Annotated in this window: 22 protein-coding genes; 20 read left to right on the forward strand and 2 right to left on the reverse strand. The window is 60.9% G+C overall.

Going from position 1 to position 24,603, the window contains the following annotated elements:
* Window positions 1-52 precede the first annotated feature (52 nt).
* The 20 genes from cbiE to ureC all read left to right on the forward strand — a co-directional run bounded on the left by cbiE (window position 53) and on the right by ureC (window position 19,396).
* Complete coding sequence (gene cbiE / locus KW849_RS19685; protein ID WP_218430922.1) at window positions 53-1,264, forward strand: precorrin-6y C5,15-methyltransferase (decarboxylating) subunit CbiE; 1,212 nt, start codon at window positions 53-55, stop codon at window positions 1,262-1,264.
* Window positions 1,257-2,354 carry a cobalt-precorrin-5B (C(1))-methyltransferase gene (locus KW849_RS19690; protein ID WP_218430923.1) on the forward strand — a complete coding sequence of 366 codons (1,098 nt, stop codon included), beginning with the start codon at window positions 1,257-1,259 and terminating at the stop codon, window positions 2,352-2,354. Before cbiE ends, KW849_RS19690 begins: the two co-directional genes overlap by 8 nt.
* A complete protein-coding gene (locus KW849_RS19695; RefSeq protein WP_218430924.1) occupies window positions 2,351-3,067 on the forward strand; it encodes a cobalt-precorrin-6A reductase in 717 nt (238 codons plus the stop codon). The genes KW849_RS19690 and KW849_RS19695 overlap by 4 nt, the downstream gene beginning before the upstream one ends.
* Before the next feature lie 154 nt (window positions 3,068-3,221).
* Window positions 3,222-3,512: an addiction module antidote protein gene (locus tag KW849_RS19700; protein WP_218430925.1), complete on the forward strand. Its 291-nt coding sequence runs from the start codon at window positions 3,222-3,224 to the stop codon at window positions 3,510-3,512.
* A gap of 99 nt (window positions 3,513-3,611) precedes the next feature.
* The gene (locus KW849_RS19705; protein ID WP_218430926.1) at window positions 3,612-4,010 is read left to right on the forward strand and encodes a DUF2946 domain-containing protein; all 399 of its coding nucleotides are present in this window, start codon (window positions 3,612-3,614) and stop codon (window positions 4,008-4,010) included.
* 47 nt (window positions 4,011-4,057) lie between these two features.
* The gene (locus KW849_RS19710; RefSeq protein WP_218430927.1) at window positions 4,058-4,537 is read left to right on the forward strand and encodes a copper chaperone PCu(A)C; all 480 of its coding nucleotides are present in this window, start codon (window positions 4,058-4,060) and stop codon (window positions 4,535-4,537) included.
* Between the two features lie 21 nt (window positions 4,538-4,558).
* Window positions 4,559-5,017 carry a DUF2946 domain-containing protein gene (locus KW849_RS19715; protein ID WP_218430928.1) on the forward strand — a complete coding sequence of 153 codons (459 nt, stop codon included), beginning with the start codon at window positions 4,559-4,561 and terminating at the stop codon, window positions 5,015-5,017.
* Between the two features lie 103 nt (window positions 5,018-5,120).
* On the forward strand, window positions 5,121-7,238 hold the full coding sequence (locus KW849_RS19720; RefSeq protein WP_218430929.1) for a TonB-dependent copper receptor: 2,118 nt from the start codon (window positions 5,121-5,123) through the stop codon (window positions 7,236-7,238).
* Between the two features lie 147 nt (window positions 7,239-7,385).
* The gene (locus tag KW849_RS19725) at window positions 7,386-8,759 is read left to right on the forward strand and encodes a PepSY domain-containing protein (protein WP_218430930.1); all 1,374 of its coding nucleotides are present in this window, start codon (window positions 7,386-7,388) and stop codon (window positions 8,757-8,759) included.
* A 374-nt stretch (window positions 8,760-9,133) separates the two neighbouring features.
* Window positions 9,134-10,399, forward strand: a complete 1,266-nt coding sequence (gene urtA, locus KW849_RS19730; protein WP_090328640.1) for an urea ABC transporter substrate-binding protein — start codon at window positions 9,134-9,136, stop codon at window positions 10,397-10,399.
* Between the two features lie 141 nt (window positions 10,400-10,540).
* Window positions 10,541-12,043 carry an urea ABC transporter permease subunit UrtB gene (gene urtB / locus KW849_RS19735; RefSeq protein ID WP_218430931.1) on the forward strand — a complete coding sequence of 501 codons (1,503 nt, stop codon included), beginning with the start codon at window positions 10,541-10,543 and terminating at the stop codon, window positions 12,041-12,043.
* A complete protein-coding gene (urtC, locus tag KW849_RS19740) occupies window positions 12,043-13,122 on the forward strand; it encodes an urea ABC transporter permease subunit UrtC (RefSeq protein ID WP_218430932.1) in 1,080 nt (359 codons plus the stop codon). The genes urtB and urtC overlap by 1 nt, the downstream gene beginning before the upstream one ends.
* Window positions 13,119-13,988, forward strand: coding sequence for an urea ABC transporter ATP-binding protein UrtD (urtD, locus tag KW849_RS19745; protein ID WP_218430933.1), 870 nt, complete (start codon window positions 13,119-13,121; stop codon window positions 13,986-13,988). The genes urtC and urtD overlap by 4 nt, the downstream gene beginning before the upstream one ends.
* Before the next feature lie 126 nt (window positions 13,989-14,114).
* Complete coding sequence (urtE, locus tag KW849_RS19750; protein WP_060542795.1) at window positions 14,115-14,813, forward strand: urea ABC transporter ATP-binding subunit UrtE; 699 nt, start codon at window positions 14,115-14,117, stop codon at window positions 14,811-14,813.
* A 30-nt stretch (window positions 14,814-14,843) separates the two neighbouring features.
* Window positions 14,844-15,683, forward strand: coding sequence for an urease accessory protein UreD (locus tag KW849_RS19755; RefSeq protein WP_218430934.1), 840 nt, complete (start codon window positions 14,844-14,846; stop codon window positions 15,681-15,683).
* Window positions 15,684-15,835: 152 nt separating this feature from the next.
* Entirely contained in the window at window positions 15,836-16,138 is a 303-nt protein-coding gene (gene ureA / locus KW849_RS19760; RefSeq protein WP_108218467.1) for an urease subunit gamma, read from the forward strand.
* A gap of 9 nt (window positions 16,139-16,147) precedes the next feature.
* Window positions 16,148-16,681 (forward strand): GNAT family N-acetyltransferase, encoded by a 534-nt coding sequence (locus KW849_RS19765; RefSeq protein ID WP_218430935.1) that lies wholly within the window; start codon window positions 16,148-16,150, stop codon window positions 16,679-16,681.
* A 6-nt stretch (window positions 16,682-16,687) separates the two neighbouring features.
* Window positions 16,688-17,221 (forward strand): N-acetyltransferase, encoded by a 534-nt coding sequence (locus KW849_RS19770; protein WP_218430936.1) that lies wholly within the window; start codon window positions 16,688-16,690, stop codon window positions 17,219-17,221.
* Window positions 17,221-17,526 (forward strand): urease subunit beta, encoded by a 306-nt coding sequence (locus KW849_RS19775; protein WP_108218464.1) that lies wholly within the window; start codon window positions 17,221-17,223, stop codon window positions 17,524-17,526. The genes KW849_RS19770 and KW849_RS19775 overlap by 1 nt, the downstream gene beginning before the upstream one ends.
* A 169-nt stretch (window positions 17,527-17,695) precedes the next feature.
* Complete coding sequence (gene ureC, locus KW849_RS19780) at window positions 17,696-19,396, forward strand: urease subunit alpha (protein ID WP_218430937.1); 1,701 nt, start codon at window positions 17,696-17,698, stop codon at window positions 19,394-19,396.
* A 40-nt stretch (window positions 19,397-19,436) separates the two neighbouring features.
* Here the strand turns inward: ureC and KW849_RS19785 are convergent, their stop codons facing one another.
* Both KW849_RS19785 and KW849_RS19790 read right to left on the reverse strand, forming a co-directional pair.
* A complete protein-coding gene (locus KW849_RS19785; RefSeq protein ID WP_218430938.1) occupies window positions 19,437-19,601 on the reverse strand; it encodes a hypothetical protein in 165 nt (54 codons plus the stop codon).
* Window positions 19,602-19,607: 6 nt separating this feature from the next.
* The gene (locus KW849_RS19790) at window positions 19,608-24,524 is read right to left on the reverse strand and encodes an NEL-type E3 ubiquitin ligase domain-containing protein (RefSeq protein ID WP_218430939.1); all 4,917 of its coding nucleotides are present in this window, start codon (window positions 24,522-24,524) and stop codon (window positions 19,608-19,610) included.
* Between the last annotated feature and the right edge of the window lie 79 nt (window positions 24,525-24,603).

Below are 24,603 nucleotides of genomic sequence, written 5' to 3' on the forward strand. Positions count from 1 at the left end.
ACCCGCGCTATCATGCCGCCCAACAACGTTGAACGCGTGATTGAGGAACGGCATGACACCCTGGCTGACGGTAGTAGGCATCGGCGAAGACGGTTTCAAGGGCCTGGGCAAGAACGCCCGGCATGCACTGTTGCGCGCCTCGAAAATCTTCGGCGGCCAGCGGCATCTGGATTTGCTCCCGCCGTGCATACGCGGCGAGCGCCAGCCGTGGCCAAGTCCCTTCTGCCTGGAGTCGCTGCTGTCGCAGCGTGGCGACCCCGTCTGCGTCCTCGCCAGTGGCGACCCGATGTTCTTCGGCGTCGGCGCCAGCCTCGCCCGGCAACTCCCCGCTGTCGAGATGCTGACGCTCCCCGCACCGTCCTCCTGCTCGCTGGCCGCTGCACGGATGGGTTGGCCCTTGCAGGAGGTGGTCACACTGTCCGTGGTGGCCCGGCCTTGCGCCGCACTCAATGCCCACTTGTCCAGTGGCGTGCGCTTGCTGGTGTTGAGCAACGACGGCCGCAGCCCTGCCGCCATCGCGGCCCTGTTGCGCGAACGTGGCTTCGGCCCTAGCCGTCTCACCGTGCTGGAACACCTGGGCGGTGAAGCCGAGCGGCGTATCGACGGTATCGCCAGCGACTGGAACGATCCGCTGATCGCCGACCTGAATCTGATCGCCATCGAGTGCGTCGCCGAGCCGAACACGCTGCGGCTGTCGCGACTGGCCGGCCTGCCGGACTCGGCCTTCCAGCACGACGGCCAACTGACCAAACGCGATGTGCGCGCCATCACCCTCGCCCGCCTGGCCCCGGTCCCTGGCGAACTGTTGTGGGACGTCGGCGCCGGCAGCGGCTCGATCGGCATCGAATGGATGCGCGCTCACCCCAGTTGCCGCGCACTGGCCATCGAGGCGGATGCGGGCCGACAAACGTTGATCGAACACAACCGCGATGCGCTCGGCGTTCCCGGCCTGCAACTGGTTCGCGGCAGTGCGCCGCTGGCCCTGGCCGGGCTGGAGCGACCGGATGCGATTTTCATCGGCGGCGGTGTCACCCGCGAAGGCGTGCTCGATACGTGCTGGGCCGAACTCAAAGCCGGGGGCCGGCTGATCGCCAACGCGGTCACCCTGCAAAGTGAGATGACCCTGATGACCTGGCGCGAACAACACGGCGGGGAGCTGACGCGCATTCATATCGCCCAGGCACAGCCGCTGGGCGACTTTGACACTTGGCGCCAGGCCTTGCCGATTACCTTGCTGGACGTGACGAAACCCTTCGATGCGTGACGAAACCGCCGAACAACCCGCACCACTGCGCAGCGGCCTGACCACCGGCAGTTGCGCCACGGCCACCAGCCTCGCCGCCGCGCGTCTGCTGCTGGATGGCACATCGGCCGATGCGGTGGAAATCGTGTTGCCCAAGGGCAAACAGGTGCAGATGCGCCTGGAGTTCTGCCGCCTCACCGAGGACGGTGCTGAAGCGGGAACCCTCAAAGACGCCGGTGACGATCCCGACGTGACCCACGGTGCCCTGCTTTACTCCCAGGTGCGCCTGAGTAGCGAACCCGGAACTCGCTTCAAGGCCGGTCGCGGCGTCGGCACAGTGACCCGGCCCGGGCTGGTGCTGGGTGTCGGCGAACCGGCGATCAACCCGGTGCCGCGCAAAATGATCAGCGAACACCTGGCCCGACTGGCCGACGAACTCGGCTACAGCGGCGGCTTCGAGGTCACGGTCAATGTCGAGAACGGCGAGGCGCTGGCATTGAAAACCATGAACCCGCGCCTGGGCATTCTTGGCGGCTTGTCGATACTCGGAACCAGCGGCATCGTCCGGCCGTTTTCCTGTGCGGCCTACATCGCCTCGATCCACCAGGGCATCGACGTGGCGAAAGCCAACGGTTACCTGCACATCGCCGCCTGCACCGGCAACGCCAGCGAAGACACCATGCGCCGGGTCTACAACCTGCCGGAAATCGCCCTGATCGAAATGGGCGACTTCGTTGGCGCCGTGCTCAAGCACCTGCGCAAAGTACCGGTGGAAAAACTCAGCCTGTGCGGTGGATTCGGCAAGATCAGCAAGCTGGCGGCCGGACACATGGACTTGCATAGTCGCCATTCGAGCATCGACCTGCCGCAACTGGCGCTTTGGGCGGCACAGGTCGGCGCCGATGTGGCGTTGCAGCAGAGCATCCGCGAGGCCAACACCAGCCAGCAGGCATTGGCCATGGCCGCCGAAGCCGGGGTCGCCCTGGGTGATGCAGTCTGCCGGCACGCCCTGGACTTTGCCCGCAGCGTGGTACCGGCGCAGGTTCAAGTGGAAGTCTTTGCCATCGATCGCCAGGGCGGGATCGTTGGCCATGCGGGAGCCTTTCAATGAAGCGCATCCTGTTGCTCGGCGGCGTGACCGAAGCCATGGCCATTGCCCGCACGCTGGGACCGCAGCACATCTATAGCCTGGCCGGTGTCGGTCGGGTGCCGACGGACCTGCAATGCCAGGTTCGCGTCGGCGGCTACGGCGGTGCCGAGGGCCTGGCGCAATTCATTGCCGATGAAGGCATCGATCTGCTGCTCGATGCCACTCACCCCTACGCCGCCCGGATCAGCCAGAACGCCGCGACCGCCGCGCGCTTGAGCGGTATCCCCTGCTGGGCGCTACGGCGTCCGGCCTGGCAAGCCCAGGCGGGTGATGACTGGCGGGAAGTCAGCGATTGGGCCGAACTGATCGACGCCCTGAAACCCTTCCGTCGACCGCTGTTCACCCTCGGTCGCGAGCCCCTGCAACACCTGGACGAAATTCCTGCGGAGCAATTCTGGACCCTGCGCGCACTGGATGTGTATCCGGGCAACGAGCGCTGCGAAGTGATCGGCGCACGGGGACCCTTCCTGATCGACGATGAACGTGAGTTGTTCGAACGGCGAAACATCGATGTGCTGATTAGCAAGAATAGTGGCAGCACGGCCACCGAGCCGAAGCTGGAAGTGGCGCGTGAGCGTGGGGTGCCGGTGATTGTCTTGAAGCGCCCCGAATTGCCAAGTGTGGAGCGGGAGTTTGGCTCGATGGCAGATATGCTCGATGCGCTACCAGTGTAGGACTATTCCTTAGACCTGCTAAACCTTGCGATTCCGCTGGCAGTATTCTCAGACGAAGCTGGCTATCGACTCTACGGCCTCAATCCTATAGTTCGCCTCCCCCTGAACCAATCAAGCGCACCCGGCACACAATATCGGTAATGAGGAGTAAATCATGGCCGAACAATTTACCCGTTTTGATGCCGTCGAGTTTCTCAAAACTCCGGAGGAAATGGCGGCTTATCTGGATGCCTGCTTTGAAGAAGGTGCCGGAGACGGCGTGCTGATACGTGCAGCGCTCAACGATATCGCCCGAGCAAAGGGCATGACACAAATCGCCCGTGATGCCGGTCTGGGACGCGAGAGTCTTTACAAAGCGCTGAGCAGTAGTGGCAATCCGGAATTCGCGACTATCATGAAAGTCATGAAAGCCTTGGGTCTGCGCTTGCATGCCATCGCTGTCTGATTACGCTGCGACACCAAACCGCACACCGTCTTTTTACTTATCGGCCCTGATCAGGCTAAATAGCCCGCGCCTGATCGCCCACCCAAACGGATTTGTCCCATGTCCCGACAACGGCTCGCAATTGCCTGGATAGCCTGCTTCGCAGTGCTGTTCAACATGCTCGCCATGCCGATGTCCGGAGCGATGGCGCAAACGGCGAAGTCACCTGCCGAACAGTTGTTGTGGGGCAGTTTCTGCAGTTCCAGCGGCACCAGGATGGTGGCGATTGCCATCGGGGACCTTGAACAGAAAGCCCCGCAAAACGACGATCACTCAAACATGCAGCATTGCTGGTGCTGCTCGGGTTCTGCGCCATTGGTGGCGTTGCCGGGGCATTCGCCGCAGCTGTACTTCGCCCGCTTCGAGTCCAACCGAAGCCTGCCCGCCACCTCCCTCAAAAGCCCGTCACCGCGCCAGCAATGGCCGAGTCTCAACCCCCGCGCGTCCCCTCTGGTGTGATTTTTTCTCGCAATTGACTGCGTTTTAAATCGTTCCGGAGAACTGCCATGTTGAACAAACTCATCGTTCTGGCTGCGTTGCTGCTGCCTGCCTGCTTTGCCAATGCCCACGAATACAAGGTCGGCGAACTGGAAATCGCGCATCCGTGGTCCCAGGAGTTGCCACCCAATGCGTCCACCGTTGCGGCGTATTTCGTGATCAACAATCAAGGCAAGACCGCCGACCGCCTGCTCAGCGTCGATACCCCCATTGCGGGCGAAGCGCAATTGCATGAGCACGTGATGCAAGGCGACATGATGAAAATGCAGCACGTACCGAGCGTGGAAGTGCCCGCCGGTGGCGAGGTCACTTTTGCCCCCATGGCCTATCACGTGATGTTGCTGGGCCTCAAGGACCGCAGCCTGCTGGTTGACGGCAAGCGTTTCCCCATGACACTGCACTTCGAAAAGTCCGGTGACGTGACGGTCGAAGTCGCGGTGCAGAAGCAGGCGCCGGATACCATGCAAGCGCACGTGCACAAGCCTTGATCGCCTGAACTGAAAACGCCCATGCGCCCGCTTAGCGCCAGGTCATCCAGGCCACGCAGTCAAGCATTGAGCCTGACACGCGGCAGCTGGATCAGCCTGTTCGCCATGCTGATGATCTTTATCGGTCCGCTGATTTCTCAGTCGATGCCGATGGATTCGCGCGCCATGTCGATGACCATGCCTGCCGGTATGAGCATGGACATGGACATGTCGGCGATGGAGCATGCCGACCATGCCACGCAAGCCACGCAAGCCACCGCCGAGCATTGCCCGCCAGCCCCGGGGCACCATCCGCTGTGGGAAAAGTGCGGCTATTGCAGCCTGCTCTTCAATTGCCCGGCACTGACCGGTGGCGTGTCTTTCGCCAACTTCGTCATCGCGCCCCTCAACACCTTCACCAGCCCCTCCCCACGCCTGGGTCATGCCCGGCAAACCTTCTTCCCCGGCGCCCGCACCCGCGCCCCGCCCGCCATCGCGTAAACACTCACTTCTGATTTCACACGGTCCGCAAGACAGCCCGCTCCCACAGGGACAGCTTCAGTCTGCCGTCCGTGTCGTTTACGACTGTTCGATGGAAATTGTCATGTCCAGGTTTTCTGCTGTCCCGTGCTTGAGCCCTGCCCAAGCCTCTTATGCCCTGAACGAATCCGGCGTACGTTTCAGGCACGCCACCACGATCCTGTGCGGTGCATTGCTCGCGCCCTCTGCGCTCGCCGATGAATATGCCGGTCACAGTGAAGAACTGAGCCCGACGGTGATTACCGCCGTTGCCCCCAGTTCACCCTTGACCATCGTCACCAACCCCAAGGACCCGCGCCAACCGGTGCCGGCCAGCGACGGTGCCGATTACCTGAAAACCATCCCGGGCTTCGCCATGGTGCGCAATGGCGGCACCAATGGTGACCCGGTGCTGCGCGGCATGTTCGGCTCGCGGCTGAACATCCTCACCAATGGCAGCATGATGCTCGGCGCCTGCCCGGGGCGGATGGACGCCCCGACCTCCTACATCTCGCCGGAAACCTACGACAAGCTCACCGTGATCAAAGGCCCGCAAACCGTGCTGTGGGGCCCGGGTTCTTCGGCCGGCACTATCCTGTTCGAGCGCGAGCCGGAGCACTTCGGCGAACTCGGTACACGGGTCAATGCCAGCGTGCTGGCCGGTTCCTACGGTCGCTTCGACAAACTGGTGGACGCGGCCGCCGGCGGTCAGTCGGGTTACGTGCGGGTCATCGGCAACACCGCGCACTCCGACGACTACCAGGACGGCAACAACGACACCGTGGCGTCGCACTATGACAAATGGAACGGCGACGTGGCCGTCGGCTGGACGCCGAATGCCGACACCTTGCTGGAACTGACCGCCGGCCGTGGCGATGGTGAAGCCCGCTACGCCGGGCGCAGCATGGACGGCTCGCAGTTCCTTCGCGAGAGCCTCGGCCTGCGTTTCGAGCAGTCCAACATCGGCGAGGTACTGGACAAGGTCGAGGCGCAGACCTACTACAACTACGCCGACCACGTGATGGACAACTACACCCTGCGCACGCCATCCGGCACCGGGATGATGGCCGACCCCATGGCCTCCAACGTCGACCGCCGCACCCTCGGCGCCCGGGTCAAGGCCACCTGGCGCTGGGCTGATGTGCAACTGATCAGCGGCATCGACGCGCAGACCAACGAGCATCGCCAGCGCGGCGCCATGGGTGTCGACACCTACAAGGACCTGCCGTACACCAAGGATGCCGACTTCCATAACTACGGCGTGTTCGGCGAACTGACCTGGTACGCCGCCGACCGTGACCGCCTGATCAGCGGCGCACGCCTGGACCGTGCCTCGGCCAAGGATTTTCGGCAGACCATCGGCTCGGGCATGATGACCCGCCCGAATCCGACCACCGACGACACCCGCGCCGACACCCTGCCCAGCGGTTTTATCCGCTACGAGCATGACCTGGCCGACAGCCCGACCACCTTGTATGCAGGCATAGGTCACACCCAGCGGTTCCCGGATTACTGGGAGCTGTTTTCACCCAAATCCGGCCCCGCCGGTTCGGTGAATGCCTTCGATTCGATCAAACCGGAAAAAACCACCCAACTCGATTTCGGCCTGCAATACAAGACCGAAGCACTCGAAGCCTGGGCCTCGGCTTACGTCGGGCAGGTGCGCGATTACATCCTGTTCAACTACACCCCGACAATGATGGGTACGACCTCGCAAGCCGAAAACATCGACGCGCGAATCATGGGCGGCGAACTGGGCGCCGCTTACAACTTCACCGACAACTGGAACGTCGACGCGACCCTGGCCTACGCCTGGGGCAAGAACAGCAGCGACGGCAATCCGTTGCCGCAGATGCCGCCGCTGGATGCCCGTTTCGGCCTGACCTACAGCGAAGACAAATGGAGCGCCGGCGCACTGTGGAGAGTGGTCGCCGCGCAAAACCGCATCGACCAGAACAAGGGCAACGTGGTCGGCAAGGACTTCGACAAGACGCCGGGCTTCGGCGTGTTCTCCCTCAACGGTGCCTATCGGATCAACAGCAACTGGAAGGTCAGCAGCGGCGTCGACAACCTGTTCGGCAAGGCTTACGCCGAGCACTTGAATCTGGCCGGCAACGCCGGTTTCGGCTACCCGGCCAATGACCCGCAAGCCATCAAGGAACCGGGGCGCACGCTCTGGACCAAGGTGGATATGAGTTTCTAAAAAGAAAAGTCAAAAGATCGTCCGAACGCGGCCCGAGCCTTCGGCAGCTCCTGCATTGGAGCACGTAAATGCTGTAGGAGCTGTCGAGTGAAATGAGGCTGCGATCTTTAAAAAAACAATTTGATTCGCCAATGCGGAGCACACGTGATGAAACAGCCCAAAGTGAATTTCTACAACCTGGCCTGGCGCTGGCATTTCTATGCCGGATTGTTCGTTGCGCCCTTCATGGTGATGCTGGCCCTGACCGGCACCCTCTACCTGTTCAAGCCGCAACTCGATTCGCTGATGTACAGCAGCCTGCTCAACGTCCCGGCCGGTCATCACACCGTCCCGGCCGACGACCTGCTGACGCGGGTGAAAACGGCTTACCCACAAGGCCAGGTCACCCAATACCTGCCGCAGGTCAACGCCGGGCGTAGCGCGCAGTTTGTCGTGCTCAACGATGACAAGGAGTTGAACGTGTTCGTCGACCCCTACCACGGCGACATCCTCGGTGAGCAAGACGCCAAGAAGAATCTGCAAGCCATTGCCCGAGCGATTCACGGTGAGCTGATGATCGGCACTGTTGGCGATCGGCTGATCGAGCTGGCCGCCGGTTGGGGCGTGGTGCTGGTGGTGTCCGGCATTTTCCTGTGGTGGCCGCGCGGTCAGGCGGCAGGCATTTTGTGGCCACGCCTGAACAGTCGTGGTCGCGTATTGTGGCGTGACCTGCACGCCGTCACCGGGTTCTGGGGCGCGTCCCTGCTGCTGGTGATGCTGCTCAGCGGCATGACCTGGACCGGCTTCTGGGGCAAGCAATACGCCGAAGTGTGGAACGTGTTCCCGGCGGCCATGTGGGATGACGTACCGAAGTCCGATGTCGAGGCGCGTAGCCTCAACACCGCGACCCGCCAGACCGTGCCGTGGGCCATGGAAAACACGCCGATGCCGATGTCCGGCGACCATGCCGAACACATGACCCACGACGGTGCAGCGGCCGGCCCGGCCTCGCCGATGATCCGGCTGCAAGACGTACAAAACATCGCCAGAGAGCGCAAGGTCGAGCCGGGTTACAGCATCACCCTGCCGACTACCGCGACCGGTGTGTTCACCATTGCCGTATTCGCCGACGACCCGCGCAACGACGCCACGCTGCACATCGATCAGTACACCGGCAAGGTTCTGGCCGATGTCCGTTTTGAGCACTACGGCGCCGTTGCCCGCGCCACGGAAATCGGTGTGATGCTGCACGAAGGCAAGATGTTCGGCACGCTCAACCAGATCGTCGTGTTGCTGATCTGCCTGATGATTTTGCTCAGCGCGGTCAGCGGCGTGGTGATCTGGTGGAAGCGCCGCCCCCAAGGAAAACTCGGCGTGCCGCCGCTGCGCCACGACCTGCCGAAATGGAAAACCGCGATGGTCATTATGCTTGGGCTGGCGGTGATGTTTCCATTGGTGGGGGCTTCGCTGGTGGTCGTGGGGGTAGTGGATCGGGTGCTGCTGTCGCGCTTCAATCGACAAGCTGAATCGGCCTCACCTTAATCATGAAGCAGCTGAGATGCGCGGATTAGAGGGGTCGATAGACTTCTGGCGCTTATCTCTGAAGCATAGGGCCTCTTCGCGGGCAGCTTGCCCGCGATGACGGCGGCACATCCAATATCACCGTGACTGAAACACCGTCTTCGCGAGCAAGCTCGCTCCTACAGTGCGAGACAATATCTGCGCCCCAATGTGGCGCGCATCTGCGCCCCAATGCGCCAGTCGCGATCCTTCATGGTGCGCTGCCCACACCGCGCAATCGCTCTAATACGACATTTCCCTGCCCTTCCCTGACCGGGCACAGCCCTTGCAAAACACACCTTCAGTAGTCTGCATCTGCCAACCAAGAAAACTCATAAGTTCATGGAGATCGCACAATGAAGCGTCGCAGTTTGATCAAGGCTTTCACACTCTCGGCATCCATTGCCGCGATGGGCATGACCTGGACCGTCCAGGCCGCCGAGACCATCAAGGTCGGTATTCTGCATTCGTTGTCCGGGACCATGGCGATCTCCGAAACGTCGTTGAAAGACATGGCGCTGATGACCATCGACGAGATCAACGCCAAGGGCGGCGTGAACGGCAAGATGCTCGAGCCGGTGGTGGTCGATCCGGCCTCGAACTGGCCACTGTTCGCCGAGAAGGGTCGTCAGTTGCTGACCCAGGACAAGGTCGCCGTGGTGTTCGGTTGCTGGACTTCCGTGTCGCGCAAATCGGTACTGCCGGTGTTCGAAGAACTCAACGGCCTGCTGTTCTACCCGGTGCAATACGAAGGTGAAGAGATGTCGCCAAACGTGTTCTACACCGGCGCCGCGCCGAACCAGCAGGCGATCCCTGCCGTTGAATACCTGATGAGCGAGGAAGGCGGCAGCGCCAAGCGCTACTTCCTGCTCGGCACCGACTACGTCTACCCGCGCACCACCAACAAGATCCTGCGTTCGTTCCTGCACTCCAAAGGCGTGGCCGACAAGGACATCGAAGAGGTTTACACCCCGTTCGGTCACAGCGACTACCAGACCATCGTCGCCAATATCAAGAAGTTCTCGGCCGGTGGCAAAACGGCGGTTATCTCCACCGTCAACGGCGACTCCAACGTACCGTTCTATAAAGAACTGGCCAACCAGGGCCTGAAAGCCACCGACGTTCCGGTCGTGGCGTTTTCGGTTGGCGAAGAAGAACTGCGCGGCATCGACACCAAGCCACTGGTGGGCAACCTGGCGGCGTGGAACTACTTCGAATCGGTCGAGAACCCGGTGAACAAGAAGTTCGTCGATGACTGGAAAGCCTACGCGAAGAAACACAACCTGCCGGGCGCCGACAAGGCGGTGACCAACGACCCGATGGAGGCCACTTATGTCGGCATCCACATGTGGGCGCAAGCGGCGGAAAAAGCCAAATCCACCGACGTCGACAAAGTCCGCGAAGCCCTGGCCGGCCAGACCTTTGCCGCGCCGTCCGGTTACACCCTGACCATGGACAAGACCAACCACCACCTGCACAAGCCGGTGATGATCGGCGAGATCCAGGCCGACGGTCAGTTCAACGTGGTGTGGCAGACAGAAGGGCCAATCCGCGCCCAGCCGTGGAGCCCGTTCATCCCGGGTAACGACAAGAAGCCGGAGTATGCGGTGAAGAGCAACTGAGTCATTGGGTGTCGAGCAGCACGACATTGCTCGGCCCGACACAAATCCTGTAGGAGCTGGCTTGCCAGCGAAGCCTTTGGCGTCAGCGGCGACCCGACAAGCCAGCTCCTACAAGGTCCGCGTATCACCAGGACATTTGACATGCCCACCGCCCTGTACCGTTTTTTCCTCGCCATCGCACTGTTATTGCCGATGGCCTCCCACGCCGGTGACGCCGAAGACTTCGTCGCCGCCAATCCCGTGCAGCAGGCCAAGTTGCTGGAAACCTGGGCCGCGCAGCCCGACCCGGCCCGTATCGAGTTGATCAATGCCCTGCAACAAGGCGAATTGACCCTCGACGGCCAGCCGAAAACCCTGCGCCTGAACAACCGCCTGCGGGGGCTGATCGACACCGCGCTGGCCAGCCATCAGTTGCTCGCCGCCGACGCCAAAACTCGTCTAGCCGCCGCGCAGCAATTGCAGAAAAGCGCCAAACCGGCGCAATTGAAATTCCTCGATAAGCAACTCGCTGGCGAACAGGACGAAGGTGTTCACGCTGCATTGAGCCTCGCCCTGGCCAACCTGCAACTGGTGGATGCCGACCCGGCCGTGCGCCTCGCCGCTGTGCGCCTGCTCGGCGAAACCGGCGACCCGCTGGCCCGCACCCGTCTCGAAAACCTGCTGGAGCCAGGCGTTGAAACCGACGCGAATGTGCGTACCGCCGCTGAAACCAGCCTCGCTCAAGTCAAACGCAAACTGCTGGTCGGCGAGCTCCTGGGGCAGGCCTTCAGCGGCATGTCCCTAGGCTCGATTCTGCTGCTCGCAGCCCTGGGACTGGCGATCACTTTCGGTCTGCTCGGCGTGATCAACATGGCCCATGGCGAGATGCTGATGCTCGGCGCCTACTCGACCTACGTGGTGCAGTTGATGTTCCAGCGCTTCGCCCCGCAGGCCATCGAGTTCTATCCGCTGATCGCGTTGCCTGTGGCATTTTCCGTCACCGCCGCCATCGGCATGGCGCTTGAGCGTACGGTGATTCGCCACCTCTATGGTCGTCCACTGGAAACCCTGCTCGCCACCTGGGGCATCAGCCTCATGCTGATCCAACTGGTTCGACTGGTGTTCGGCGCCCAGAATGTCGAAGTGGCCAACCCGACCTGGCTGTCGGGCGGAATTCAAGTACTGCCCAATCTCGTGCTGCCCTATAACCGCATCGTCATCATTGCCTTTGCCTTGTTTGTGGTGGTGCTCACGTGGCTGTTGCTAAACAAGACTCGCCTGGGTCTCAACGTGCGCGCAGTCACCCAGAACCGCAGCATGGCCGCCTGCTGCGGCGTCCCGACCGGGCGCGTGGACATGCTCGCCTTCGGCCTCGGCTCGGGCATCGCCGGCCTCGGTGGCGTGGCCCTGAGCCAGATCGGCAACGTCGGCCCGGACCTCGGCCAGAGCTACATCATCGACTCTTTCCTGGTGGTGGTGCTCGGCGGCGTCGGTCAGTTGGCCGGTAGCGTACTGGCGGCGTTTGGCTTAGGGATCGCCAACAAGATTCTCGAACCGCAGATCGGTGCCGTGCTCGGCAAGATTCTCATCCTCGCGCTGATCATTCTGTTCATCCAGAAACGTCCGCAAGGCCTCTTCGCACTCAAAGGACGGGTGATCGACTGATGAACCAGCCCCTGCTCGTTACCGCGACCCAAAAAGCCGGCCCCAACGTCTCGATTGCCGTAGGTGCAGTGATCCTCGTTGTGCTGCTGGCGTTACCGCTGCTATCGCTGTTATCGCCCGACAGCACGTTTCATGTTTCGGCCTACACACTGACACTGGTGGGCAAGATTCTTTGCTACGCCATCGTCGCCCTGGCACTGGATCTGGTCTGGGGTTACGCCGGCCTGCTGTCCCTCGGCCACGGCCTGTTCTTCGCCCTCGGCGGTTATGCCATGGGCATGTACCTGATGCGCCAGGCCTCGGGCGATGGTTTGCCGGCGTTCATGACCTTCCTGTCGTGGACCGAAATGCCATGGTTCTGGACCGGCACCAGCAGCTTCCTCTGGACCCTGTGCCTGGTGGTATTGGCACCGGGGTTGCTGGCGTTGCTGTTCGGCTTCTTCGCCTTCCGTTCGCGGATCAAGGGTGTGTATTTCTCGATCATGACCCAGGCCCTGACCTTCGCCGGGATGCTGCTGTTTTTCCGCAACGAAACCGGCTTCGGTGGCAACAACGGCTTCACCAACTTCCGTACGATTCTTGGCTTCGGCATCACTGAGCCAGGCACCCGTGCCATGCTGTTTTTCGCCACGGTGCTGTTGCTGGTTGCGAGCCTGTTTATCGGCTGGCGCCTGGCACAGAGCAAGTTCGGCCGGGTCCTGACCGCACTGCGCGATGCGGAAAATCGCCTGATGTTCTGCGGCTACGACCCGCGCGGTTTCAAGTTGTTCGTGTGGGTGTTGAGTGCGGTGTTGTGTGGCCTGGCCGGTGCGTTGTACGTGCCGCAAGTGGGGATCATCAACCCGAGCGAGATGTCGCCGACCAACTCCATCGAAGCGGCAGTCTGGGTGGCTCTCGGCGGGCGCGGCACCTTGATCGGTCCGCTGCTCGGCGCCGGCGTGGTCAACGGCATGAAGAGCTGGTTCACCGTGGCGTTCCCCGAGTACTGGCTGTTCTTCCTCGGCGCGTTGTTCATCATCGTGACCCTGTATCTACCCAAAGGCGTGATCGGTTTATTGAAGAAAAGAGGTGAGCAATGAGAGTCACTGCAACCGCTGAATTCATGCTCGAACCGGCTTTTTTTCCTGTAGAGCCCAACAAGGACGCAGGCAGCAGCCGCGATGCCATCGGCCTTGGCCAACGGGTCGGGCCAGGCCTGAATACGCGGCACGGCACCATCCTGACCCTGGAAGACATCAGTGTCAGCTTCGACGGTTTCCGCGCACTGAACAGCCTGAATCTGTACATCGGCGTCGGCGAACTGCGCTGCATCATCGGCCCCAACGGCGCGGGCAAGACCACACTGATGGACGTGATCACCGGCAAGACCCGTCCCAGTCACGGCAAGGCCTGGTACGGCGAAACCCTGGACCTGACGCAAATGAGCGAAGTGCAGATCGCCCAGGCCGGTATCGGCCGCAAGTTCCAGAAGCCGACGGTGTTCGAAGCTCTGACGGTGTTCGAGAACCTGGAGCTGGCGCAGAAAACCGACAAATCCGTTTGGGCCAGCCTGCGGGCGCGTTTGAACGGCGAGCAGAAAGACCGCATCGCCGAAGTGCTGGAGACCATTCGCCTGACCTCCTCGGTCAATCGGCCGGCGGGCCTGTTGTCCCATGGCCAGAAGCAGTTCCTGGAGATCGGCATGTTGTTGATGCAGGACCCGCAATTGCTGCTGCTTGACGAGCCGGTCGCGGGCATGACCGACGCCGAAACCGAATTCACCGCCGAACTGTTCAAGACCCTGGCCGGCAAGCACTCGCTGATGGTAGTCGAGCACGATATGGGCTTCGTCGGTTCGATTGCCGACCACGTTACTGTGCTGCATCAGGGCAGTGTGCTGGCCGAAGGGTCACTGGAGCAGGTGCAGGACAACGAGCGGGTGATCGAGGTTTATCTCGGTCGCTGAGTTTCATCCCATGTAGGAGCTGACGAGTGAAACGAGGCTGCGATCCTTGATCTTGCTTTTGAAGATCAAGATCAAAAGATCGCAGCCTTCGGCAGCTCCTACAAGGGATTTGAGGAGTATTTGAGAATGCTGCAAGTCGACAAGCTGCACCAGTACTACGGCGGAAGCCACATCCTGCGTGGCCTGACATTTGACGTGAAGGTCGGCGAAGTCACCTGCCTGCTCGGGCGTAACGGCGTGGGCAAGACCACCCTGCTCAAATGCCTGATGGGGTTGCTGCCGGCCAAGGAAGGCGCAGTGAACTGGGAAGGTAAACCGATCACTACGTTCAAGCCGCACCAGCGTGTGCATGCCGGCATCGCTTACGTACCGCAGGGCCGGGAAATCTTCGGCCGCCTGACCGTGGAAGAAAACCTGCTGATGGGGCTGTCGCGTTTTCCCGGCAGCGAAGCCAGGGAAGTCCCTGCCTTCATCTACGAACTGTTCCCGGTGCTGCTGCAAATGAAGCAACGACGCGGCGGCGACCTGTCCGGTGGCCAGCAACAGCAACTGGCCATTGGCCGGGCGCTGGCCAGCCGCCCTCGTCTGCTGATCCTCGACGAGCCCACCGAAGGCATCCAGCCGTCGGTAATCAAGGAGATCGGTGCCGTGATCAAAAAGCTCGCAGCCCGGGGCGACATGGCGATTCTGCTGGTGGAGCAGTTCTACGATTTCGCTGCCGAACTGGCTGACCAGTACCTGGTGATGTCCCGAGGCGAGATCGTGCAACAGGGTCGCGGAGAAAATATGGAGGCCGAGGGTGTGCGCGGCCTGGTTACGATCTAATCTGTAGTGTCCTAACGATAATCAGAAATCATGAATTTACTTGCCCAGACAACGCTGTTCACCCCGAGCTGGCACGCCGAGCTGGAGCTGGGTTACGCCCGCTTCGGCGATAGCACACGTCCGGTCCAGCGCCGCCACTTGGGTCCGCTGCGGGTACAAAAGCATCTGTATGCCGAAGGGCCTGAAGTCTGCCAACACATCATCGTCCACCCGCCAGGCGGGATTGCCGGCGGTGATCGGCTGGATATTTCAGCCCGCGTCGAGCGCGATGCCTGGGCGCAGATCACCAGCCCCGGCGCGGCCAAGTGGTATCGCGCCGCCGGCCCCGCCTATCAGCAGCTGAAGTTGAAGGTGGCAGCCGGTGCGACACTGGAATGGCTGCCTCAGGAGACGATCATTTTCAGCGCGGCCCAGGCTGAACTCAGCACCTGCATCGACCTTGAAGGCGATGCACGGCTGTTCTATTGGGACGTCGTGGCGCTGGGCCGGCCGGCCAGTGGCGAGCGCTTCAACCTTGGGCACTTCCAGGCACATCTGGATATCCGCCGCGATGGCCAGTTGCTCTGGCATGAACGCCAGCGAGTTGTCGGGGCGGACGGTTTGCTCGATTCACCCATCGGGCTGGACGGGCAACCGGTGTTTGCTACGTTGTTGGTGACGGGTGAGATCGATAGCGAACTGCTGGAAACCTGCCGCTCGCTGCCCAACGACGTGCGCGGGGATTTGACCCAATTGCCGGGGTTGCTGGTTGCCCGATGCCTGGCCAGTGAGGCGCTGTTGGCGCGGGGATGGCTGATTGAATTGTGGCGATTGCTCAGGCCGGCGTTGCTCGGTCGCGAGGCCGTCCCACCCCGAATATGGAACACCTGACACCGAATCGCGTAGGAGCTGGCTTGTCGGGTCGCCGCATCGCAGCGAAGGCGTACTTGCCGACGCCAAAGGCTTCGCTGGCAAGCCAGCTCCTACAGGGTCCGTACTAATAGTTCCAACACCTTTCAACTGCCGAATATGGATTCTCAACGATGGACCTGACCCCACGCGAAAAAGACAAGCTGCTGATCTTCACCGCCGGCCTGGTGGCCGAGCGACGTTTGGCTCGCGGCGTGAAACTCAATTACCCGGAAGCCATGGCCTACATCTGCGCCGCGCTGCTTGAAGGCGCACGCGACGGGCAGACGGTGGCCGAGCTGATGCACTTGGGAACCACCCTGCTGACCCGCGAACAAGTGATGGAAGGAATCCCGGAAATGATCCCGGAAGTCCAGGTCGAGGCCACCTTCCCCGACGGCACCAAACTGGTCACCGTCCACCAACCCATCGCCTGAGGCCGCGCCATGACTTACCACATCCGCGATGCCGTGCATGCCGATCTGCCGGCCATCCGCGACATCTACAACGACGCGGTGCTCAACACCACGGCGATCTGGAACGAGCACGCGGTCGACCTCGACAACCGCCAGGCCTGGTTCAGCGCCCGACAATCCCAGGCTTATCCGATTCTGGTGATCGTCGATGCCGACGACACGGTGCTCGGGTACGCCTCGTTCGGCGACTGGCGGCCATTCGACGGTTTCCGCCACACCGTCGAGCACTCGGTCTATGTGCGCAGCGACCAGCGCGGCAACGGCCTCGGCCCGCAACTGATGCAAGCGCTGATCGAACGCGCCAAAGGCTGCGGTAAGCACGTGATGGTCGCGGCTATCGAAAGCGGTAACGCTGCCTCCATTCGCTTGCATGAGCGCATCGGCTTTATCGCCACCGGGCAAATGCCGCAGGTCGGCACGAAGTTCGGCCGTTGGCTGGACCTGACTTTCATGCAACTGACCCTCAATCCTGGCGCGCAACCACCCGCCGCCAACAAGGAGTGATCGCCCATGAACCCCGCCCAACTGCGACGCGTCAACGTTGAAAGCTTTGCGCATTATCGTCAGGGCCTGATCGACCTGCTGCTCGATGCCGTCGGCTATGGCGCCAGTGTCGGCTTCATGGCTGACCTCGATGCGACCCAGGCCCACGCGTATTTCGATGAGGTCCAGGACAACCTGAACAAGGGCAAGGTGTTGCTGTGGGTGGTGGTCAAGGATGAGCAGGTACAGGCCAGTGTGCAACTGTGTCTGTGCCAGAAGGCCAACGGTCTGAACCGTGCCGAAGTGCAGAAGTTGCTGGTGCGCGAACATGCGCGGCGTCGCGGTCTGGGCCAGCAACTGATGAGTGCCCTGGAGGCGGCCGCCCTGCAGCACAAGCGCGGCATGCTTTATCTCGACACCGAAGCCGGCTCGCCCGCCGAAGACTTCTACCAATCGCTGGGCTATACCCGCGCCGGTGAAATTCCCGATTACGCCTGCGACCCGAGCGGCCGCTACAAGCCGACTGCCCTCTACTACAAGATTCTCCAAGGAGCCCATTGATGATTCCCGGTGAATACCAGATCCAACCCGGCGAGATCGAGCTCAACGCTGGCCGGCGCACCCTCAGCCTCAAGGTAGCGAACAGCGGCGACCGGCCAATCCAGGTCGGCTCGCATTACCACTTTTTCGAAACCAACGATGCCCTGACGTTCGACCGCGCTGCCAGTCGCGGCATGCGCCTGAACATCCCGGCCGGCACGGCGGTGCGTTTCGAACCGGGGCAGAGTCGCGAGGTCGAGTTGGTGGACCTGGCCGGGCATCGCCGGGTGTTCGGCTTTGCGGGGCGGATCATGGGTGACCTGTGATTAGCACCTGCCCTTGTGGCGAGGGGGCTTGCCCCCGTTCGGCCGCGCAGCGGTCGTAAAACCGGCCACCTCGGTTCGTCAGACAAACCTAATCAACCAGATTGCGAGCGCTTCGCACTCGAACGGGGGCAAGCCCCCTCGCCACAATTAATTTGTGCAAGGAATTCCGATGAAGATTTCCCGTCAAGCCTACGCCGACATGTTCGGTCCCACCGTCGGTGACAAGGTGCGTCTGGCCGATACCGAGTTATGGATCGAAGTGGAACAGGACTTCACCACCTACGGCGAAGAAGTGAAATTCGGCGGCGGCAAAGTCATCCGTGACGGCCAGGGTCAGAGCCAGTTGCTGGCCTCGGAAGTGGTCGACACTCTGATCACCAACGCGCTGATCATCGACCACTGGGGCATCGTCAAGGCGGACGTCGGCCTCAAGGACGGGCGCATCGCCGCAATCGGCAAGGCCGGCAACCCGGACATTCAGCCCAATGTCACCATCGCCATCGGTGCCAGCACCGAGGTGATCGCCGGCGAAGGCATGATCCTCACCGCCGGCGGCATCGACACCCATATCCACTTCATCTGCCCGCAACAGATCGAAGAGGCGCTGATGAGCGGCGTTACCACCATGATCGGCGGCGGCACCGGGCCGGCCACCGGCACCAACGCCACCACGTGCACCTCCGGGCCGTGGCACCTGGCGCGCATGCTTCAGGCTGCCGATGCGTTCCCGATGAACATTGGCCTGACCGGCAAGGGTAACGCCAGCCTGCCGGAGCCGTTGATCGAACAGGTCAAGGCCGGCGCCATCGGCCTCAAGCTGCACGAAGACTGGGGCACCACGCCAGCGAGCATCGACAACTGCCTGAATGTGGCCGATCAGTACGATGTGCAGGTGGCGATCCACACTGACACCCTCAACGAGTCGGGCTTCGTCGAAACCACCCTCGCCGCCTTCAAGGGCCGCACCATTCACACCTACCACACCGAAGGTGCCGGTGGCGGCCACGCCCCGGACATCATCAAGGCCTGCGGTTTTGCCAACGTGCTGCCGAGCTCGACCAACCCGACCCGGCCATTCACCCGCAACACCATCGACGAACACCTCGACATGCTGATGGTCTGCCACCACCTGGACCCGAGCATTGCCGAAGACGTGGCCTTCGCCGAAAGCCGCATCCGCCGCGAAACCATCGCGGCCGAAGACATCCTCCACGACCTCGGCGCCTTCTCGATGATCAGCTCCGACAGTCAAGCCATGGGCCGCGTCGGCGAAGTCATCACGCGCACCTGGCAGACCGCCGACAAAATGAAAAAGCAGCGTGGCCCGCTGCCCGGCGATGGTGAAGGCAACGACAACTTCCGCGCCAAACGCTACATCGCCAAATACACCATCAACCCGGCGATCACTCACGGCATCAGCCATGAAGTGGGCTCGGTGGAAGTGGGTAAATGGGCGGATCTGGTGCTCTGGCGCCCGGCGTTTTTCGGTGTCAAACCGACGCTGATTCTCAAGGGCGGAGCCATTGCGGCCAGCCTGATGGGTGACGCCAATGCCTCTATCCCGACGCCGCAACCGGTGCATTACCGCCCGATGTTCGCCAGCTTTGGCGGTTCGCTGCACGCCACCAGCCTGACCTTCATCAGCCAGGCGGCGCAGCAGGCCGGCTTGCCGGAAGCCTTGGGTCTGAAGAAGAAAATCGCCGTGGTCAAAGGTTGTCGCGACGTGCAGAAAACCGATCTGATTCACAACGATTACCTGCCAGATATCGACGTCGATCCTCAAACCTATCAGGTCAAGGCTGACGGTGTATTGCTGTGGTGTGAGCCAGCGCAAACCCTGCCAATGGCCCAGCGTTATTTCCTGTTCTGAGCAATGAAGCCCCGGACGCCAGGCGTTCGGGGCTTAGGGATCAGCTACCGATTCTGGTGTTCACCTTGTCCAGTTTGGCTCGGTCCAGAGCCTGCTGGGTCAAGGTTTTTTCGAGGTCCTTGATGGCCTGAAATATGTCTTCATCCTCAGCGTTTGCCAGCCTCAGCTTGAGGGCATCGAGTTCCTGCCGATAGGTCGTTTCCATGAAGGTTTACCAGATCGGTTGCTCAAGGATCCGCTCGGTCAGCAAGCCCCCTTCCTCCAGAGCCAGCACACGTTGACAGGCCGCCTCGATCATCTCCTTGCTCACCTTGGAAATAGCCCGGAACTGCATGCCTCGCGCTTGCCATGGCAGATCCAGGCGTTCCGCCAGATCCGTCATGTAAGCCAAATGCACCTCAACTTCATCGATGATTCCACCTTCGGTTCCGGGGCGATAAAAGGTTTCTCCGGCCCGCACGCGCTCAGCGACACGCTCGCGGGCAATCCTGCCCAGTTCGTCCAGACGCGACTTGCCCCTCGCCAGTTGCAGCAGCTCGGCTTCCACCAGCCCCGGATTGGCCAATGCACGAGCCTCGTGCACTAATACCTCGACGCCCATGGCATTGAACAACTGAGTGCCGCCATCGACACAGTTAGTGGTACTGGTCGCCTCGGCAAACAGTTTTTCCCGTAACTCGGTTCTTTCGGCCATGGCCTCCAGCATGCGCCACACTTTGGCGGTGAGTTCGATACGATAACTTTTGTCGTCGGCCTTGAAATCATAGGACTCGGTCAGCCGTCGGATCTCATTGAAAAACGGCAGCGAGCCATGCTCGTCTTCAACGCTGTCCCAGATTTCCTGCTTCGCATTCCACTGTGCATTGCTCAGCCCTTCTCCCCATTCGGAACTGTCGAGTACGCCGCGTGGGGGATAGGCTCGATCGGGGTCCAGACCGAGCGATTCGATGTAGGTACGCACCCGCTCAAGGTTCTCGGGCGAAATCCAGCCCTCCTCGCGGGTAAAAAATGTGCGCGCCAGCAACTCCGCACGGAAGGAACCAGGCGCCACTTCGGGAATTTGCGTGAGTACGTTGAACTCAAGGTTCAGATAAATGCTACGCGGGCGATTGCGGCCAAGGTAACCCGTGGGCCATGTATTGAGCTGGCCATGGTTAAGGGTAATCGCCTGCAAGTTGGACATACGACTGACATCAGGCGGCAAGCGCAACGGGTTGTTATCCAGGCGCAACAGGTGCAAGCGGGTCAGTCCCCTGAGGTGGGCGATCCCCGCGCTGTCCAGGGAGATGTTGTTATCGCTGAGCACCAGATGAGTCAGCTGGCGCATGTTGCCGATCTCTTGAGGAAACAGGGTCAATCTGTTTTGCGTCATGTTCAACTGCCGCAATTGCCGGAATGACCGCAGGAATCGGACATGCTCATTACGCAGTCGTACATTGTTCAGGCTGAGTTCGGTTACGTGATCAAAATTGGCCGCCAGTTCAGGCATCGTCGCCAAATGCCTGTCCAGAGGAAAACCATCCAGATTCAGTGCCTGCGGCGCCACGATACCGGGTGCCTCAACGCCCGCCGGTCCGGTGCGCTGCAAGCAGCGGCGGAGCTTCGTGTAGAAATCGTTTCTGGATTTCCACTCCGCGACTCCGTCGGGCGAAAGACGAAAGGATTGGGTAGATTGGTTGAGCCAACGATGCATTGAATTATTAAAGTGATCGAAATCGGTTTCCATCGCAGTCACTCGCTGGTCGGCCGACTCACCAAAAGCGTTCAGAAGCGCCTGCACCTGACTGTCATCCAGACCTGGAAGCAGTGAGCTTATACGTTTTCTCAAAAGATCCGGATCTTGTGAGTGCATCCTGTAAGCGCGCATTCCACCACGCAAACGCATGATCTGCGGATCGTAAGCGGGCTTGCGTATCGGGTGATCCAGCAGGGTTTTCGAGAACGTGTCGTGTGACAGCGGCGCTTGTTTAACTGCCTGACGCAACTGCGCGCCCTGATTGATCTCATACCCCAGCGTTTTGCGGTCGGCATCGGGCAAGGCATGCAGCAATGCCCCGTACAGATCGTCCGCTCCATGCAGATGGCCACCCTCATGATCGTATGTTTCATAGCGCCCGTCCTCGCGCATTACCAACACCTTGCGCACCGAGGCATCGACCGGACCAACGCTGTCTTGCAGTGCACCGGTGAAGGAAAAAGCGCGGACTTCGATGCGCATCTCCGTTGGCCATTTCGGCCAGTTTGCCAGGGTATGCAGCGCCAGTCGGTCGGTGTCGGCATTACTCAATTCGTCTAGATAAAGCCCTTCATAGGCGCGACTCAAACGCAGGCCGAACACAGACTTGCGCGCCATTTCGCGCAAGCGCAACGGGATCCGTCTGTCTCGGGTCAACTTCAACAACTCGGCTTCAGTGGCATCGTCCAGCAGGGCTTGTGCGGCGGCGTTCGACAGGTCCGGAAAATCCCGCTTCAGCAGGTTTATCCGCGCATCGCTGGTGGTTTCCCGGGCCTCGTACAACGTATCGAACAGTGTTTTTTTGCTGTCTTGCGCCTGACGGGCGATACGTTTTTGCAGCTCGGCAATACGCGCCGAGCGTTCTTTGGCAACTTCACTGCCGAACCAGTCCTGCAATTGCGATTCGCTGAGGGCGTCAACCACTCGTGTCGGCAGGCGGCCTTCGCAAACATCCGCCCGGGAAACGTTGAGGGTATTTTCAGGCGTAGCCTCAGCTGCACCGAAATTCAGTGATGGTCGGCCCGAAGCGGCATCGGCTTCCAGCACCAGGGCCCTGGATTCCGGCCAGCCATGTAACACCGTCACAAACCCTGTCACTTTCTCCGACAGTTCCTGCGGCACCTGACCATTGAGGACTTGCGCACTGAGCTTGTCGGCATCAGCGTAAGCCTTGAAGCGCTTCAGCGTGTCCACGAGCAAGGGCGCCGGTGGCTCATTTTCGACGTGCATACGACGCAGTACGCCTTCGTCGACACCGCTGACATGCCGCACCTGTTCCAGCACTTCGTCACTTATCCCCTCCACTGATGGACCGAGGCGCCGCAACAGCTTGCCCTTGTCCCATTCGATCGGTTGTTCGAACTCCGTGTGCCAGGCGCCAGCACCGTTGTGTTCGATGTTCAGTTGATAGGCATCTGGCCGCTTGGGATGTTGCAGTCGAGGCTGTCCAGTGAGCGGATCCTCCTTGAGCACGAATTGCTTGCCCTCGAGCGGCAGCACTTTGCGCCCGTCATGCTCGATGACGCCGAAGTCATCGGGCGTTGCGGTTTCGGGCAGCGTCAGGCGGTGCTCATAAGGTGCATGATCGGGTTTGATCAAACGTGTTTTTCCGTTGGGTAGTTCCACCGGTTTAAGGCCGTCGATCAGGGGTGATGGTTTGATCGGCGAGGGGCCTTTGGGCAGCACGTGTCCCATGAACATCAGGGCCAATTGTGCACCGTTGATCAAGAAACTGTTGATGTGCGCCGCGCCCTCTTCGACGTCACCCTTGCTCCAGTCTTCAATGCCCTCGACCAGCTCCGCCTGCAATTGCGCGGCCATCAGGCCCAGCATGGCCGGCCCCAGCACCGGCACCAGCATTGCGCCAAAGTTGAACACGTTCCAGGCGATGTCCAGATAGCCGCTCAGGCGTTTCCAGCGAGCATTGGCGTCTTCGTCATCGGTCGGCACCGCGATCAATCGGGCATCGGCGATGGCTTTGTCGCGTCGCTCACGAAACAGACGGTCCCACAGGTCGTCGCTGATCAGATGAGTGACAGGTTGCGCATTAGGGTTTTCCACCGGCGTTTCTCGCCACCATGGGCCCATGTCCAGCGGTTCGCGCCGTTGCCAGGTGAGGGTCTTGAGCCGCTCGTTGACCCGGCTGAAAAAAATCGCCTTGTCTTTCTGTGCGACAAAACGACTGAAAAAAACCTGGTAGTCACTTTCACGCAGTTGGCCGATCAGCGTTTTCATGAAGTCGGTGAGCGAGGCATATTCCTTCAGCGGATGGTCCGGGTCATCCGGCACCCAGGCGATCAAATGCCCGCTCAACCGATTCTGGCTGTAGATTTCGTCCTTGCGCAGCATCTCTTCCACCACGCCTTTCGGGCCGTTGGCGAAAAAAGCCTTGAGCAGGCGAAAGGTATCGAAGCTATTGGGTAGCGAGGAAGTTGCCCGTCGGGAGAAATCAAGCCATTGCTTGAGTGCATCGGGCGTCAGCTCATCAATGGCCCTTTTGACCGCCGCTGGTTCGGCCACAGCGCTGAACAGCACAACGCCAGTCATCTGGCAGCCCATTAGCGACAAACGATGACTTTGCAGCGCACGGCCATACCACTGGATATCAGACTTGCCGTCGATCAGTGCGCCGATCGATGCGTAGCCGTGCAGGCCGATATCGCCCTTGAGATACGCCGTCGTCGACGCCAGTTTGAGGGCCGCTTTGTCACTGGCGATCGAGCGTTCCTTGAGCAGGCGAGCGGCATTGGCATCTGCGGGGGTGAGCAATGACTTGATGTGAGTCTGGTATTGCCCGCCTATATCAACGCGGCGACACAGCGCCGCAAATTTTTGCGGGGTGATGATCTTGATCTCGTGCAGGTCGCCACGAAAGTCCTTGCGGAACACCGCGGAGCCGCTGCGAAACGCGTCATCACGGGTTTCATCCTCTTCGAAGTTGTGCAGCGCTGCTTCGAGCAGCGTAGAGCGACGGATAGTACTGGCCTGGGTATCGATTACACCGGCGATTTTGTTCGGCACATACAGGCGCAATTGCAGGTCATTCGGATTGCCATGCTCGTTGAAGTTCGAGAGCAACAGGGTTTTGAGCAACGGCTCGGCAAAGGCCTTGATGTCGTGCTGCAAATCGCCGAGCAATTCGTCCAGCCGCCCTTGCAGGCGCCAGCGCTCGTCGATGAGTTGCTTGAGATAGTCGCGGTCCATCGGTCGGGCTTTCAGATACCAGGCAGGGAACGTCGGCTGTACATCCACCGCCGTCAGGAGTCTGGCCCGTGGTGCTTCGGTAATCGCCTTGGGGATCAACGGTTTTATCCGTTGGTGATGAACCCCGTTGTCTTCCTTTGTTGCCGGACTGGACGGCCCTGTTGCATTGCTTCCTTGCAATTGAGGCATGTCTTGAACACCTTCAAACCATTGATTGGGTCTCTATGGTTATGCGCTTGTCCCGTGAACAAAAGCGCAAATAATCGTT

Origin of the sequence: Pseudomonas sp. PDM26 (assembly GCF_019219185.1) — a bacterium.
Classification (GTDB): Bacteria; Pseudomonadota; Gammaproteobacteria; order Pseudomonadales; family Pseudomonadaceae; genus Aquipseudomonas.

Excerpts from the sequence above, each read along its gene's own strand:
- KW849_RS19755 (WP_218430934.1), top strand. The coding sequence starts at position 14,844 with ATGAATTTACTTGCCCAGACAACGCTGTTCACCCCGAGCTGGCACGCC.
- KW849_RS19765 (WP_218430935.1), top strand. The coding sequence starts at position 16,148 with ATGACTTACCACATCCGCGATGCCGTGCATGCCGATCTGCCGGCCATC.
- urtC (WP_218430932.1), top strand. The coding sequence starts at position 12,043 with ATGAACCAGCCCCTGCTCGTTACCGCGACCCAAAAAGCCGGCCCCAAC.
- KW849_RS19725 (WP_218430930.1), top strand. The coding sequence starts at position 7,386 with ATGAAACAGCCCAAAGTGAATTTCTACAACCTGGCCTGGCGCTGGCAT.
- KW849_RS19785 (WP_218430938.1), bottom strand. The coding sequence starts at position 19,601 with ATGGAAACGACCTATCGGCAGGAACTCGATGCCCTCAAGCTGAGGCTG.
- KW849_RS19705 (WP_218430926.1), top strand. The coding sequence starts at position 3,612 with ATGTCCCGACAACGGCTCGCAATTGCCTGGATAGCCTGCTTCGCAGTG.
- urtB (WP_218430931.1), top strand. The coding sequence starts at position 10,541 with ATGCCCACCGCCCTGTACCGTTTTTTCCTCGCCATCGCACTGTTATTG.
- urtD (WP_218430933.1), top strand. The coding sequence starts at position 13,119 with ATGAGAGTCACTGCAACCGCTGAATTCATGCTCGAACCGGCTTTTTTT.
- urtE (WP_060542795.1), top strand. The coding sequence starts at position 14,115 with ATGCTGCAAGTCGACAAGCTGCACCAGTACTACGGCGGAAGCCACATC.
- KW849_RS19700 (WP_218430925.1), top strand. The coding sequence starts at position 3,222 with ATGGCCGAACAATTTACCCGTTTTGATGCCGTCGAGTTTCTCAAAACT.
- cbiE (WP_218430922.1), top strand. The coding sequence starts at position 53 with ATGACACCCTGGCTGACGGTAGTAGGCATCGGCGAAGACGGTTTCAAG.
- KW849_RS19775 (WP_108218464.1), top strand. The coding sequence starts at position 17,221 with ATGATTCCCGGTGAATACCAGATCCAACCCGGCGAGATCGAGCTCAAC.
- ureA (WP_108218467.1), top strand. The coding sequence starts at position 15,836 with ATGGACCTGACCCCACGCGAAAAAGACAAGCTGCTGATCTTCACCGCC.
- KW849_RS19695 (WP_218430924.1), top strand. The coding sequence starts at position 2,351 with ATGAAGCGCATCCTGTTGCTCGGCGGCGTGACCGAAGCCATGGCCATT.
- KW849_RS19690 (WP_218430923.1), top strand. The coding sequence starts at position 1,257 with ATGCGTGACGAAACCGCCGAACAACCCGCACCACTGCGCAGCGGCCTG.
- KW849_RS19770 (WP_218430936.1), top strand. The coding sequence starts at position 16,688 with ATGAACCCCGCCCAACTGCGACGCGTCAACGTTGAAAGCTTTGCGCAT.
- KW849_RS19715 (WP_218430928.1), top strand. The coding sequence starts at position 4,559 with ATGCGCCCGCTTAGCGCCAGGTCATCCAGGCCACGCAGTCAAGCATTG.
- ureC (WP_218430937.1), top strand. The coding sequence starts at position 17,696 with ATGAAGATTTCCCGTCAAGCCTACGCCGACATGTTCGGTCCCACCGTC.
- KW849_RS19720 (WP_218430929.1), top strand. The coding sequence starts at position 5,121 with ATGTCCAGGTTTTCTGCTGTCCCGTGCTTGAGCCCTGCCCAAGCCTCT.
- urtA (WP_090328640.1), top strand. The coding sequence starts at position 9,134 with ATGAAGCGTCGCAGTTTGATCAAGGCTTTCACACTCTCGGCATCCATT.
- KW849_RS19790 (WP_218430939.1), bottom strand. The coding sequence starts at position 24,524 with ATGCCTCAATTGCAAGGAAGCAATGCAACAGGGCCGTCCAGTCCGGCA.
- KW849_RS19710 (WP_218430927.1), top strand. The coding sequence starts at position 4,058 with ATGTTGAACAAACTCATCGTTCTGGCTGCGTTGCTGCTGCCTGCCTGC.